Here is a 12,315-nt window from a genome sequence, read left to right as displayed (position 1 = left end):
GAAAATGGGATCGAAACAGTCAAAATAACAATAAAGCAGCGACTTTTTTCAGAATAAAAAACCGATGGCACGGCACTTGCTCTGAGCATTAATGAAGTCGCAGTGCCAACTAAAAAAACCTTGGAGCACCACCTCATGTCCCAGACGTTTTACAAGAAAGGCTTTCTGGCCCTCGCAGTGGCAACTGCGTTGGGTGTTTCTGCGTTTGCTCAGGCTGACATCAAGATCGGCGTAGCGGGTCCAATGACGGGCGCCAACGCGGCATTTGGCGAGCAGTACATGAAGGGTGCGCAGGCAGCTGCCGATGCGGTCAACGCAGCGGGCGGCGTAAACGGGGAAAAAATCGTACTGGTCAAGGGCGATGACGCCTGCGAACCGAAACAGGCTGTGACGGTCGCCAAGGACCTGACCAACCAGAAAGTCGCCGGCGTGGTCGGTCATTTCTGCTCCTCGTCGACCATCCCGGCGTCCGAGATCTACGACGAAGCGGGCATCATCGCCATCACTCCAGGCTCGACCAACCCACAGGTTACCGAACGCGGCCTGAGCGCCATGTTCCGTATGTGCGGTCGTGACGACCAGCAAGGCATCGTGGCCGGCGACTACATCGTCGACGTGCTCAAGGGCAAGAAGGTTGTCGTGCTGCACGACAAGGACACCTACGGCCAGGGTCTGGCAGATGCCACCAAGGCTCAACTGGTCAAGCGCGGCGTGACGCCAGTGCTGTACGAAGGCCTGACCCGTGGTGAGAAAGACTTCAGCACCATCGTGACCAAAATCCGCGGTGCTGGCGCCGATGTCGTCTACTTTGGCGGTCTGCACCCGGAAGCCGGTCCTCTGGTTCGTCAACTGCGTGAACAAGGCCTCAAAGACGTCAAGTTCATGTCCGACGACGGCATCGTGACCGACGAACTGGTGACCACCGCTGGCGGCCCGCAATTCGTCAACGGCGTGCTGATGACCTTCGGCGCCGACCCACGCCTGCTGCCAGACAGCAAGACCGTGGTTGACGAGTTCCGCAAACATGGCACCGAGCCAGAGGGCTACACCCTGTATGCCTACGCTTCGGTCCAGACCCTGGCAGCAGCGTTCAACGGCGCCAAATCCAACAAGGGTGAGGACGCTGCCAAATGGCTGAAAGCACACCCGGTCAAGACCGTCATGGGCGAGAAGTCCTGGGATAGCAAGGGCGACCTGAAAGTCTCCGACTACGTGGTTTACGAGTGGGACAAGGACGGCAAATACCATCAACTGGAAAAACAGAAGTGATATGAACAGCTGATTTGCCCGACGCCCTGGGTGTCGGGCAATCCTGAAACATGTCCGTGCAGTACCTGTCTTTTCTCGTAGAGCTGCACACAACCGTGTTGCGCCGGCGGCTGAACCCCGGTCCGTCGCAACCGGCTTCTGTGCAGTCTCTCAAATGCGTGAGATTGCGTTATGGATGGTATTTTCCTGCAGCAACTGGTCAACGGCCTGACCCTCGGGTCGGTCTATGGCCTGATCGCCATCGGCTACACAATGGTCTATGGCATCATCGGCATGATCAACTTCGCCCACGGCGAGGTTTACATGATTTCCGCTTACCTCGCGGCAATCAGTCTGGCTCTGCTGGCATACTTCGGTATTGAATCCTTCCCTCTGCTGATGCTCGGCACTCTGATCTTCACCATCGTCGTCACGGCGGTGTATGGCTGGGTCATCGAGCGTGTCGCCTACAAACCCCTGCGTAACTCCACCCGACTGGCACCGCTGATCAGCGCCATCGGTATTTCGCTGATCCTGCAAAACTATGCACAGATCGCCCAAGGCGCGAAGCAACAAGGTGTACCGACCTTGCTGACGGGTGCCTGGCGCGTCGACATCGGCACCGGTTTCGTGCAGTTGACCTACACCAAGGTCTTCATTCTGGTCGCTGCGTTTGCCGGCATGGCCGTGCTGACCTACATCATTAAGTACACCAAGCTCGGCCGCATGTGCCGCGCAACACAGCAAGATCGCAAGATGGCCTCGATCCTCGGGATCAACACCGATCGGGTGATCTCCTATGTGTTCATCATCGGTGCAGCGATGGCGGCCCTGGCCGGCGTGCTGATCACCATGAACTACGGCACATTCGACTTCTATGCCGGCTTCATCATCGGCATCAAGGCGTTCACCGCCGCCGTACTCGGCGGGATTGGTTCGCTGCCTGGCGCCATGCTCGGCGGGATCATTCTCGGGATTTCCGAGTCGCTGTTCTCTGGTCTGGTCAACTCGGACTACAAAGACGTTTTCAGCTTCTCGCTGCTGGTTCTCGTTCTGGTCTTTCGGCCTCAAGGCCTGCTCGGCCGTCCTCTTGTGTCGAAGGTGTAAGCGATGTCTTCAACCACTAAAAAATCCATTGATGTCAAAAAAAGTCTGGTTGACGCGATTCTTGCCGGTCTCATCGCCCTGATTGTGTTCGGACCGATCGTCGGCGTCGTGCTCGACGGCTACGGCTTCAACCTGGAAACGACCCGGGTGGCATGGATTGTCGCCATCGTCATGGCCGGTCGCTTTGTCTTGAGCCTGTTCCTGCAAACCCCGAAGGGCCTGAAAATCCTCGAAGGTTTTGAAACTACCGGCTCCGGGGTGCATGTACTGCCACCCGATTACAAATCCCGCTTGCGCTGGATCATCCCGCTGGTGATCGTCATCGCGGTGGTGTTTCCGTTCTTCTCCAACTCCTACCTGCTGGGCGTGGTTATCCTCGGCCTTATCTATGTGTTGCTGGGACTGGGGCTGAACATCGTGGTCGGCCTGGCCGGCCTGCTCGACCTGGGTTATGTGGCGTTCTACGCCATCGGGGCCTACGGTCTGGCGCTCGGGTATCAGTACCTGGGACTGGGTTTCTGGACGGTGCTGCCTCTGGCGGCGATCACCGCCGGTCTGGCCGGTTGCATCCTCGGGTTCCCGGTGCTGCGCCTGCACGGTGACTACCTGGCGATCGTGACCCTGGGTTTCGGTGAAATCATCCGCTTGATCCTCAACAACTGGCTGTCCCTGACGGGTGGCCCGAACGGCATGCCGGCACCGTTGCCGACATTCTTCGGCCTCGAGTTCGGCAAGCGGGCGAAGGATGGCGGGGTGCCTTTCCACGAGTTCTTCGGTATCGCCTATAACCCGGACGTGAAGTACTACTTCATCTATGCGGTGTTGTTCCTGGTGGTGCTGGCTGTGCTCTACATCAAGCATCGTCTGGTCAAGATGCCGGTGGGGCGTGCCTGGGAAGCCCTGCGTGAAGATGAGATCGCCTGCCGCTCCATGGGGCTGAACCACGTACTGGTCAAGCTCTCGGCGTTTACCATCGGCGCTTCGACGGCCGGTCTGGCCGGCGTGTTCTTTGCCACCTACCAGGGCTTTGTGAACCCGACCTCGTTCACCTTCTTCGAATCGGCGCTGATCCTCGCCATCGTGGTGCTCGGCGGCATGGGTTCGACCATCGGTGTCGTGATGGCAGCCTTCGTGCTGACCGTGGCCCCGGAACTGCTGCGCGGCTTTGCGGAGTACCGCGTGCTGCTGTTCGGCATCCTGATGGTGTTGATGATGATTTGGCGACCGCGCGGCCTGATTCGGATCAGCCGCACCGGTGTGACCCCGCGTAAAGGAGTAGCGCCATGAGCGAAGTCGTACTCTCCGTAGAGAAGCTGATGATGCACTTCGGCGGCATCAAGGCGTTGAATGATGTCAGCCTGCAGGTCAAGCGCAACTCGATCTTCGCCCTGATCGGCCCCAACGGTGCCGGCAAGACCACCGTGTTCAACTGCCTGACCGGGTTCTACAAGGCCTCGGGCGGCAAGATCGAACTGAATGTGCGCGGCGAGAAAACCAACGTCATCAAGTTGCTCGGCGAATCGTTCAAACCGACCGATTTCGTCTCGCCGAAATCCTTCGCCAGTCGCCTGTTCTACAAGGCGTTCGGCGGCACCCACCTGGTGAACCGTGCCGGCCTGGCGCGGACCTTCCAGAACATTCGCCTGTTCAAGGAAATGTCGGTGCTGGAAAACCTGCTGGTGGCCCAGCACATGTGGGTCAACCGCAACATGCTGGCCGGCATCCTCAACACCAAGGGCTATCGCAAGGCCGAAAGCGATGCGTTGGACCATGCGTTCTACTGGCTGGAAGTGGTGGACCTGGTGGACTGCGCCAACCGTCTGGCCGGTGAACTGTCCTACGGCCAGCAACGTCGCCTGGAAATCGCCCGGGCCATGTGCACCCGTCCGCAGATCATCTGCCTCGACGAACCGGCCGCCGGCCTCAACCCTCAGGAAACCGAAGCGCTGAGCGCGATGATCCGGCTGCTGCGCGACGAGCACGATCTGACCGTGGTGCTGATCGAACACGACATGGGCATGGTTATGAGTATTTCCGACCACATCGTGGTGCTGGACCACGGCATTGTCATTGCCGAGGGCGGACCTGATGCGATCCGTAACGATCCGAAAGTGATTGCGGCCTACCTGGGCGCTGATGAAGAGGAAGTGGTGCTATGAGCCAACCCATCCTCGAATTGAAGGATCTGGACGTGTTTTACGGGCCGATCCAGGCCCTGAAGAAAGTCTCGCTGCACATCAACGAAGGGGAAACCGTCAGCCTGATCGGCTCCAACGGCGCCGGCAAGTCGACCCTGCTGATGTCGATCTTCGGTCAGCCACGGGCGGCGGACGGGCAGATCATTTATCAGGGGGTGAACATCACCCAAAAGTCGTCGCACTACATTGCCTCCAACGGCATCGCGCAATCGCCGGAAGGGCGGCGGGTGTTCCCCGACATGACCGTCGAGGAAAACCTGCTGATGGGCACCATCCCGATCGGTGACAAGTACGCCAAGGAAGACATGCAGCGCATGTTCGAACTGTTCCCGCGGCTCGAAGAGCGGCGCAACCAGCGCGCCATGACCATGTCCGGCGGCGAGCAGCAAATGCTCGCCATCGCCCGTGCGCTCATGAGCCGCCCGAAACTGCTGCTGCTGGACGAGCCTAGCCTCGGGCTGGCGCCGATTGTGGTGAAACAGATCTTCGCCACCCTGCGGGAACTGGCCAAGACCGGCATGACCATCTTCCTGGTCGAGCAGAACGCCAACCACGCCCTGAGGCTTTCGGACCGGGCCTATGTGATGGTCAACGGCGAGATTCGCATGACCGGCACCGGCAAGGAGCTGCTGGTCAACGAGGATGTGCGTAACGCCTATCTCGGCGGGCATTGATTCCACCTGATGTAATCCAAGCCCCGGCGCGCAATCGCCGGGGCTTTTTTACACCTCCAATTCGCCACAATCCCTTGTAGGAGCGAGCCCGCTCGCGAAGGTCTTCAGTACTACGCGTTTATTCAGAATATTCGCGTTTTCGTTAACGTCCATCGCGAGCAAGCTCGCTCCTACAGTGGGCTGTGGTGTGCCTTCGGGAAATTGTGGAAAACAAATTAGCCAAGCTCTGAAAGCGCGACATAAAGCCGCTGCAAATAGTTGTTTTACCGAGGTTTTGACTTGTCCCCGTTTGCTGTGGAGCTGGCTGTGAATAACGTGGGAGTAGCTGGCTGAACGCCTTTGAATTCGAGGCCTGCAGGCGTGTGGTTGTTTTTTGATCAGGCGTTTTTGCGCAGCCATGAGGCCGCTTTGTCAACCTTTTTATTGGCGTCGAAAACCGCTTGAAAAGGCGTGGACAAGCCTGTGGATAAGTCTGTGATTAAACTCTGGAAAGACCCGGATAAAGGCCGTAGTTAGAGGCTTGGCGCCATCATCGACTTGACCGCCCGGTCGGGTTGTTTGCCCTTTGGTGCACAGCAGACCAATGAGGGTCAAGTAAAAAAATTTCAAAATCCGTCGCAAAGCCTTGTGGATAGCGGCTTTCAGCTTTTTACACTTGCCCCCAAAGACTGTGGACCCACCTGTGGATAACATGCGCGCACCTGTCTGCAGGCCACGCTGGACAAGGGGTGACGAGGTCTGATCGTTTTTTGTACAGGTTGGGTGGTGGTTGCCGCTGTGGACAAGGCCGGGCATGCTGCCTGCTGATTTTCTATTCCAATGGCTGTCGATCAGCCGAAGCAAGGAGAACACGATGTCCAACACCCTGTTTATTACCGGCGCGACCTCCGGTTTTGGTGAAGCCTGTGCCCGTCGTTTTGCCGAGGCCGGCTGGAAACTGGTGCTGACCGGTCGTCGTGAAGAACGCCTCAACGCGCTGTGCGCCGAACTGTCGAAGCAGACTGAGGTTCATGGCCTGGTCCTCGATGTGCGTGACCGCAAGGCCATGGAAGAGGCCATCGCCAACCTGCCGCCGTCCTTCGCCAAGCTGCGCGGGCTGATCAACAACGCTGGCCTGGCCCTGGGCGTTGACCCGGCACCCAAGTGCGATCTGGATGATTGGGACACCATGGTCGACACCAACATCAAAGGCCTGATGTACAGCACCCGTCTGCTGCTGCCGCGCCTGATCGCCCATGGTCGCGGGGCTGGCATCGTCAACCTGGGTTCCATCGCCGGCAACTACCCGTACCCGGGCAGCCACGTGTATGGCGCGAGCAAGGCGTTCGTCAAACAGTTCTCCCTGAACCTGCGCTGCGATCTGCAAGGCACCGGCGTGCGGGTCAGCAACATCGAACCTGGCCTGTGCGAGAGCGAGTTCTCGCTGGTGCGTTTTGCCGGTGATCAGGAGCGTTACAACGCCACTTACGCCGGTGCCGATCCGATCCAGCCGCAAGACATCGCCGACACCATTTTCTGGGTCCTCAATGCGCCGGCCCATATCAACATCAACAGCCTGGAGCTGATGCCGGTGAGCCAGACCTGGGCCGGGTTTGCCATTGATCGCAGTGGTGGCAAGGCTTAAGACCGCGTAACGACCATTCGCTGGCAAGCCAGCTCCCACAGGGCATTGCGGTGTGCAAGCTATCTTTGCGCACAACAATCCACTGTGGGAGCGGGCTTGCCCGCGATAGCAATCTATCGATCAGGCGAGATACTCGGCCAACCCGCGATAACAGGTCGCCAAGTGATAAGGCGTGGTCGACGGCATGTCCCGACGGCTCACTTGACCCTGCTCGTCACGGCACTCGTACCAGCCACGCGAGTGCAGCGAATGCTGTTGCAGCGCCTGCAGCTGGCGCAACACCGCTGGCTCGCTGTCCGGACGCAGGGTCAACGCGCGCAGGTATTCGGCCTGGGCCCAGATGCGCTGTGTGGCGTCCCGACAGCCGCCGTCCGGTCCGAAGTCGAGCATGGCCCGCACCGCACCAGTCTGTTGATCGACCCCCAGTTGCTCGGTGAAGGCAAAGGCGCGCTCCAGGGACGCATGCAGTGTCGAGTCGCGTAGCAGCGGCGATGACTCCAGCAGGAAATACCATTCGAACTGGTGCCCCGGTTCAAACCAGTTATCCACAGCGCCCAGCGGTTTTTCCATCAACACGCCGTGTCGCGGATCGATGAAGCGCTTCTGCATGGCTGTGCATAACTCGAGGAGTGCCCGTTGCACGGCGCGGTCTTCGCGTACCGAGAGCGTGGCGAGAAAGGCTTCCGCCAGATGCATCAACGGGTTCTGCAGCGGCCCGCTGCCCAGGGAGCACCAGTTGCGGTCGAGGCTGGCTTCGTAGAGGCCGTCACCCGTGGCGAATCGCCGGGCGATCACTTCCAGGGCGGCGTTGAGCACCGACTCCACCAGCGGCTCGCGCACTTTGTCCCAGTAATGGGCGCAGGCGAACAGAATGAAGGCGTGGGTGTAGAGGTCTTTGCGCTGATCCAGCGGCGCGCCGTGCGGGTCGATGCTGTAAAACCAGCCGCCATGCTCGGCGTCGTGAAAATGCCGCTGCAAAGAGCGGAACAGGGCTGCCGCGCGTTCTTCGGCGGCCGGCACCTGGCCGATCAGGCTGGAAAACAGGTACAGCTGTCGCGCACAGGCCATGGCCCGGTAGCGTTGAGGGGGCAGAGGCTGATGCTCGGCATCCAGCGCCTCATAGGGCAGCGCCATGTCGGCATTCCAGCCGGGGCCTTGCCAGAGGGGCACGATCACGTCCTGGAAGTGCTGTTGCACCGAGGAGAACAGGGCGGTCAGTTCAGGCTGGGAGGCGGAGCGGGAAACATGCGGCATTGGCTGGCGTCGTCACGGCAGGGGCGATTGCGCGACATGTTAGCAGGCCTGAGCGGTGTGTTGTCTGTCAGGCCGCTTTCGCGAGCCGGCTCGCTGCCACAGGGGCAGGCATTTCAATGTGGGAGCGAGCCTGCTCGCGAAGAGGCCATCACAGGCTATAGAGAATCAACCTGCCAACAACCACACTCCCGTCGCCGCCGAAGCCGCACCCGCCAGTCGAACCAACGGCGCTGCTGCCCGGGGCAGCACGCGTACCATGGCATAACCCGCCGCATGCAATGCAGCTGTCGCCACTACAAAACCAGCGGCATAGGTCCAGGGGCTCGACATGTCCGGCAGTTCCAGGCCATGGGCCACGCCATGGAACAGCGCGAACAGCGCTGTTGCAGCCACCGCCACGCTCAACGGCGGACGCACCGCCAGCGCCACGGCCAGGCCCAGCGCCAGCACGGACGCGGCAATCCCGCTTTCCAGCGCCGGCAGGTTCAGCCCTTCAAAGCCCAGCAGCCCGCCCATCAGCAGGGTGCCGACGAAGGTGCACGGCAGCACCCAGCGCGCGGCGCCTTGTTGCTGCGCCGCCCAGAGGCCGACGGCCAGCATCGCCAGCAAGTGATCGAGGCCGCCGAGCGGGTGGCTGATGCCGGCGATCAAGCCGTTGTCGCCGTGCCCAGGGTGGGCGAAGGCGAGGGTCGGGGTCAGCAGCAGTGCCAGGGTGCCGAGGATGCGTTTGAGTGTCATGGATAAGCTTCCTTGTTGATAAGTGATGATCAGGCTGCCGTCAGCAGGCCCTGGCGCTCGATGAAGGCGATGATCTCCTCCAGGCCCTGGCCGGTTTTCTGGTTGCTGAATACGAAAGGCTTGCCGTTGCGCATGCGGGTGGTGTCGCTGTCCATCAAGGTCAGCGATGCCCCCACCAGCGGTGCGAGGTCGATTTTGTTGATCACCAGCAGGTCGGATTTGCAGATCCCCGGCCCGCCCTTGCGCGGCAGCTTGTCGCCGGCCGACACGTCGATCACGTAGATGGTCAGGTCCGACAGTTCCGGGCTGAAGGTGGCCGACAGGTTGTCGCCGCCGGACTCCACCAGAATCAGGTCCAGGCCAGGAAAGCGCCGGTTGAGTTGATCCACGGCTTCGAGGTTGATCGAGGCATCTTCGCGAATCGCCGTGTGCGGGCAGCCGCCGGTTTCCACGCCAATGATGCGTTCCGGCGCGAGCGCTTCATTGCGCACCAGAAAGTCGGCGTCTTCGCGGGTGTAGATGTCGTTGGTGACCACCGCCAGGTTGTAGCGGTCGCGAAGGGCCAGGCACAGGGCCAGGGTCAAGGCGGTTTTGCCGGAACCGACCGGGCCGCCGATGCCGACGCGCAGAGGTTGTGTGTTCATGTGACTCTCCAGAATAAAAGGTCCTAGGAACGGAACAGACGGCTGTACTGGCGCTCGTGGGCCATGCACGCCAGGGACAGGCCGAAAGCGGCGCTGCCATAGTGTTCGGGGTTGATTCGCGTAGCGTCCTGCTGGGCTTGCTGCAACAGCGGCAGCAACTCGCTGGTCAGGCGTTGCGCGGCTTGCTGGCCCAATGGCAGGGTTTTCATCAGCACCGCCAGTTGGTTTTCCAGCCAGCTCCAGAGCCAGGCGGCCAGCGCGTCCTGCGGACTGATCTGCCAGGCGCGAGCGGCCAGCGCCCAGCCCAGGGCCAGGTGCGGTTCGGCGCGTTGTTCGAGGAAGGTGCGGGCCGGTGCATCGAGTTCGGGCAAGCCATTGAGCAGTTGTTGCAGGGAGTAGCCCATTTGCCGGCTTTCCTGATGCAGCTCGCGGGTTTCCCGACTGGCGCGGTGTTCTTCGCAGCACTGCAGCAGTTCGCTCCAGTTGTCCTCGGCTGCCGCCATGCAATGGGCCAGTAACAGCGGGGCCTCGAAGCGGGCCAGGTTCAACAGCAACTGATCGCTGATCCAGCGCCGAGCACTGGCAGGGTCATGAACGCGACCGTTCTCCACGGCCATTTCCAGGCCTTGGGAATAGCTGTAGCCGCCAATCGGCAATTGCGGACTGGCCAGACGCAGCAGCGCCCAGGCCGGGTTCATGGGCGCACGCCGAACTGGTGCAGTTTGGGCGGGTAGTTGAAGTCTTCATCGCCGTGGCGCGAATGGTGATGGCCTCCGCCGTAAGCCCCGTGTTCCGGCTGGAACGGCGCTTCGATGTGCTCGGTGGTGGCGCCGAGTTGTTCGAGCATGGCCTTGAGCACGTAGTCATCGAGCAGGCGTAACCAGCCGTCGCCGACCTGCAAGGCGACGTGCCGGTTGCCCAGGTGATAGGCGGCACGGGTCAGTTCGAAGGCATTGGCGCAGGTGACGTGCAGCAGTTGTTCGGGGCGGGCGCAAACGCGGACGATGCGCCCGTCTTCGGCCTGCAGGCATTCGCCGTCATAAAGAGGCGACTGACCACGTTCCAGAAACAAACCGACGTCTTCGCCCTCGGCACTGAAACAGCGCAGCCGGCTTTTGCTCCGGGCTTCGAAGGTCAGGTGCAACTCGGCGGCCCAGACGGGTTGAGGGTCGATTCTGCGGTGAATCACCAGCATCGGAAAGCTTCCAGCAATGGACAATGCTCAGGCTAGAGCAAGGGGCTTGCCAATCGATGGAATTGTAGGAAATGCCTGTGGGAAAGGTAAGGCGAGGTCGGTCTTGGTGCAGGTTTTGGGTGATTTTGGTGCGTTGTTTTTTTGAGCGCACCGATTTAATGCGCGACGATTGGCTGGGGGGCGCGAACCTGCTCGACAGGGTTATTCAGTGCTGCCGAGCCCTTGCCAGTGCTTCAAGCCAATAAAGATGAACCGCAGTTGCTGGGTAATCTTGGCCTGAGGGGTCAGGTGTGCAGGCAGCGCCTCTAGAGGCGGGTCGATGATGTCTGGCAACGTGGCGAACACGCTTTTGACGATCAGGTCCGCCATAACGCTCAGGCCGGCGATGTCCAGGTGTTGCAGCTTCGGCATCAACGACAGGTCGGCGGCCAGGTCCGAGCTGATGTCCTCGCGCAGGCGGCCGATGGCCTGGCGCACCGGCAGCGAGCCGCCGTACTGCTCGCGGGCGAGAAACAGAAATTGCGAGTGGTTGGCGCTGACGACATCGAGAAAGATCCGCACCGAGGCGTCTATGATGCCGCCCATGACAAACTCGTTGTGCCGCACCAGGCGGATGGTTTCACGGAAGGTCTGACCGACTTCGCTGACCAGCACCAGACCCAGTTCGTCCATGTCGGCGAAGTGCCGGTAAAAACCCGTGGGGACAATCCCGGCGGTTTTCGCCACTTCGCGCAGGCTCAAACTGCCGAATCCTCGGCCGCCTTCCATCAAATGGCGAGCAGCGTCCATGAGGGCAGTGCGGGTTTGTTGCTTCTGTTCGGCGCGGGGCAGCATCGCAAGGGCGTTTTCTGGAGAAGGAGAGCGGCGCACTCTAGCAAATCGGCTTTGCTGGCGTCGAACGACGAGAGGAGATCAATTGCACAGAGGCGATTTCTATCAGGTGAATCGCCAGAAAATCAAAAGCCCAATCGAGTGATTGGGCTTTTTTCATGGCCGCCATGGGCTTAGCTCATAGCGCTGTTGCGTTCGATCACACGATCACCACCACCTTCGGCCAGGGTTTGACCAGGGGTGCGGTCAGAACCATCGGCAGCCAAGGTTTGGCCTGGAGTACGGTCGGAGCCGTCGGCAGCCAGGGTTTGGCCAGGGGTGCGGTCAGAACCATCGGCAGCCAGGGTTTGGCCTGGGGTACGGTCGGAACCGTCGGCAGCCACAGTTTGGCCCTGAGGGGTCTTGTCGTAGCCATCTTCAGTGATCAGACCTTTTTCTTTCAGGCGATCGTTACCACCTTCGGCCAGGGTTTGACCAGGAGTGCGGTCGGAACCGTCAGCGGCGAGGGTGTGGCTGAACGCCGAGTGGCTGTCTTTCACTTGTGGAGTGGCTTGCTCGGCGGCCGGCAGTGCAAATGCAGTGCTGGCCAACATAGAGAGTGTCAGGCTAAGCAGAAGTTGGCGTTTCATGTTCGGGTGCTCCGTAGGAGGGCGATAAATTGGGTACGAAGGCAATGCTACTCTCGATAAGTCGATATAAAAGTTCATAAACGCAATGGTAATAATCAACGGAATTGATTGTTCTCTGCAGCCCTTGTAAAACGGGCCTTTGCGGTGCACCGAGGTGGGTATTTTCGACTCAC

14 protein-coding genes are annotated in these 12,315 nt (G+C 60.3%); 6 read left to right on the top strand and 8 right to left on the bottom strand.

Annotation, left to right across the window (positions count from 1 at the left end):
- The first annotated feature begins 135 nt into the window (after positions 1–135).
- The 6 genes from BLV61_RS12580 to BLV61_RS12550 all read left to right on the top strand — a co-directional run bounded on the left by BLV61_RS12580 (position 136) and on the right by BLV61_RS12550 (position 6,851).
- Entirely contained in the window at positions 136–1,269 is a 1,134-nt protein-coding gene (locus tag BLV61_RS12580) for an ABC transporter substrate-binding protein (protein WP_047536819.1), read from the top strand.
- 171 nt (positions 1,270–1,440) lie between these two features.
- Positions 1,441–2,355 (top strand): ABC transporter permease subunit, encoded by a 915-nt coding sequence (locus BLV61_RS12575; RefSeq protein WP_047536821.1) that lies wholly within the window; start codon positions 1,441–1,443, stop codon positions 2,353–2,355.
- 3 nt (positions 2,356–2,358) lie between these two features.
- Complete coding sequence (gene livM / locus BLV61_RS12570) at positions 2,359–3,642, top strand: high-affinity branched-chain amino acid ABC transporter permease LivM (RefSeq protein ID WP_047536823.1); 1,284 nt, start codon at positions 2,359–2,361, stop codon at positions 3,640–3,642.
- A complete protein-coding gene (locus BLV61_RS12565) occupies positions 3,639–4,514 on the top strand; it encodes an ABC transporter ATP-binding protein (protein ID WP_047536826.1) in 876 nt (291 codons plus the stop codon). Before livM ends, BLV61_RS12565 begins: the two co-directional genes overlap by 4 nt.
- Positions 4,511–5,227, top strand: coding sequence for an ABC transporter ATP-binding protein (locus BLV61_RS12560; protein ID WP_047536828.1), 717 nt, complete (start codon positions 4,511–4,513; stop codon positions 5,225–5,227). Before BLV61_RS12565 ends, BLV61_RS12560 begins: the two co-directional genes overlap by 4 nt.
- A gap of 853 nt (positions 5,228–6,080) precedes the next feature.
- Positions 6,081–6,851, top strand: coding sequence for an SDR family oxidoreductase (locus BLV61_RS12550; protein ID WP_090328573.1), 771 nt, complete (start codon positions 6,081–6,083; stop codon positions 6,849–6,851).
- A gap of 120 nt (positions 6,852–6,971) precedes the next feature.
- On the opposite strand, the gene BLV61_RS12545 is transcribed toward BLV61_RS12550, so the two are convergent.
- From BLV61_RS12545 to BLV61_RS12515, 8 genes are all read right to left on the bottom strand, one after another.
- Positions 6,972–8,105 carry an AGE family epimerase/isomerase gene (locus tag BLV61_RS12545; RefSeq protein ID WP_090465395.1) on the bottom strand — a complete coding sequence of 378 codons (1,134 nt, stop codon included), beginning with the start codon at positions 8,103–8,105 and terminating at the stop codon, positions 6,972–6,974.
- A gap of 165 nt (positions 8,106–8,270) precedes the next feature.
- Positions 8,271–8,843 (bottom strand): HupE/UreJ family protein, encoded by a 573-nt coding sequence (locus BLV61_RS12540; protein ID WP_047536837.1) that lies wholly within the window; start codon positions 8,841–8,843, stop codon positions 8,271–8,273.
- 29 nt (positions 8,844–8,872) lie between these two features.
- Positions 8,873–9,487, bottom strand: a complete 615-nt coding sequence (ureG, locus tag BLV61_RS12535; RefSeq protein ID WP_047536839.1) for an urease accessory protein UreG — start codon at positions 9,485–9,487, stop codon at positions 8,873–8,875.
- A 23-nt stretch (positions 9,488–9,510) separates the two neighbouring features.
- Entirely contained in the window at positions 9,511–10,185 is a 675-nt protein-coding gene (locus BLV61_RS12530; protein ID WP_090465390.1) for an urease accessory protein UreF, read from the bottom strand.
- Positions 10,182–10,682: an urease accessory protein UreE gene (ureE, locus tag BLV61_RS12525; RefSeq protein WP_047536845.1), complete on the bottom strand. Its 501-nt coding sequence runs from the start codon at positions 10,680–10,682 to the stop codon at positions 10,182–10,184. The genes BLV61_RS12530 and ureE overlap by 4 nt, the downstream gene beginning before the upstream one ends.
- Positions 10,683–10,883: 201 nt before the next feature.
- Entirely contained in the window at positions 10,884–11,516 is a 633-nt protein-coding gene (locus BLV61_RS12520) for a TetR family transcriptional regulator (RefSeq protein WP_047536848.1), read from the bottom strand.
- A 37-nt stretch (positions 11,517–11,553) separates the two neighbouring features.
- The gene (locus BLV61_RS31880; protein WP_256590140.1) at positions 11,554–11,682 is read right to left on the bottom strand and encodes a hypothetical protein; all 129 of its coding nucleotides are present in this window, start codon (positions 11,680–11,682) and stop codon (positions 11,554–11,556) included.
- 4 nt (positions 11,683–11,686) lie between these two features.
- The gene (locus BLV61_RS12515; protein ID WP_090465385.1) at positions 11,687–12,142 is read right to left on the bottom strand and encodes a hypothetical protein; all 456 of its coding nucleotides are present in this window, start codon (positions 12,140–12,142) and stop codon (positions 11,687–11,689) included.
- Between the last annotated feature and the right edge of the window lie 173 nt (positions 12,143–12,315).

Origin of the sequence: Pseudomonas mohnii (assembly GCF_900105115.1) — a bacterium.
GTDB lineage: Bacteria > Pseudomonadota > Gammaproteobacteria > Pseudomonadales > Pseudomonadaceae > Aquipseudomonas > Aquipseudomonas mohnii.
This window is presented reverse-complemented; position numbering and strand designations above follow the sequence as displayed.

Excerpts from the sequence above, each read along its gene's own strand:
- BLV61_RS12580 (WP_047536819.1), top strand. The coding sequence starts at position 136 with ATGTCCCAGACGTTTTACAAGAAAGGCTTTCTGGCCCTCGCAGTGGCA.
- BLV61_RS12575 (WP_047536821.1), top strand. The coding sequence starts at position 1,441 with ATGGATGGTATTTTCCTGCAGCAACTGGTCAACGGCCTGACCCTCGGG.
- livM (WP_047536823.1), top strand. The coding sequence starts at position 2,359 with ATGTCTTCAACCACTAAAAAATCCATTGATGTCAAAAAAAGTCTGGTT.
- BLV61_RS12565 (WP_047536826.1), top strand. The coding sequence starts at position 3,639 with ATGAGCGAAGTCGTACTCTCCGTAGAGAAGCTGATGATGCACTTCGGC.
- BLV61_RS12560 (WP_047536828.1), top strand. The coding sequence starts at position 4,511 with ATGAGCCAACCCATCCTCGAATTGAAGGATCTGGACGTGTTTTACGGG.
- BLV61_RS12550 (WP_090328573.1), top strand. The coding sequence starts at position 6,081 with ATGTCCAACACCCTGTTTATTACCGGCGCGACCTCCGGTTTTGGTGAA.
- BLV61_RS12545 (WP_090465395.1), bottom strand. The coding sequence starts at position 8,105 with ATGCCGCATGTTTCCCGCTCCGCCTCCCAGCCTGAACTGACCGCCCTG.
- BLV61_RS12540 (WP_047536837.1), bottom strand. The coding sequence starts at position 8,843 with ATGACACTCAAACGCATCCTCGGCACCCTGGCACTGCTGCTGACCCCG.
- ureG (WP_047536839.1), bottom strand. The coding sequence starts at position 9,487 with ATGAACACACAACCTCTGCGCGTCGGCATCGGCGGCCCGGTCGGTTCC.
- BLV61_RS12530 (WP_090465390.1), bottom strand. The coding sequence starts at position 10,185 with ATGAACCCGGCCTGGGCGCTGCTGCGTCTGGCCAGTCCGCAATTGCCG.
- ureE (WP_047536845.1), bottom strand. The coding sequence starts at position 10,682 with ATGCTGGTGATTCACCGCAGAATCGACCCTCAACCCGTCTGGGCCGCC.
- BLV61_RS12520 (WP_047536848.1), bottom strand. The coding sequence starts at position 11,516 with ATGCTGCCCCGCGCCGAACAGAAGCAACAAACCCGCACTGCCCTCATG.
- BLV61_RS31880 (WP_256590140.1), bottom strand. The coding sequence starts at position 11,682 with ATGGCGGCCATGAAAAAAGCCCAATCACTCGATTGGGCTTTTGATTTT.
- BLV61_RS12515 (WP_090465385.1), bottom strand. The coding sequence starts at position 12,142 with ATGAAACGCCAACTTCTGCTTAGCCTGACACTCTCTATGTTGGCCAGC.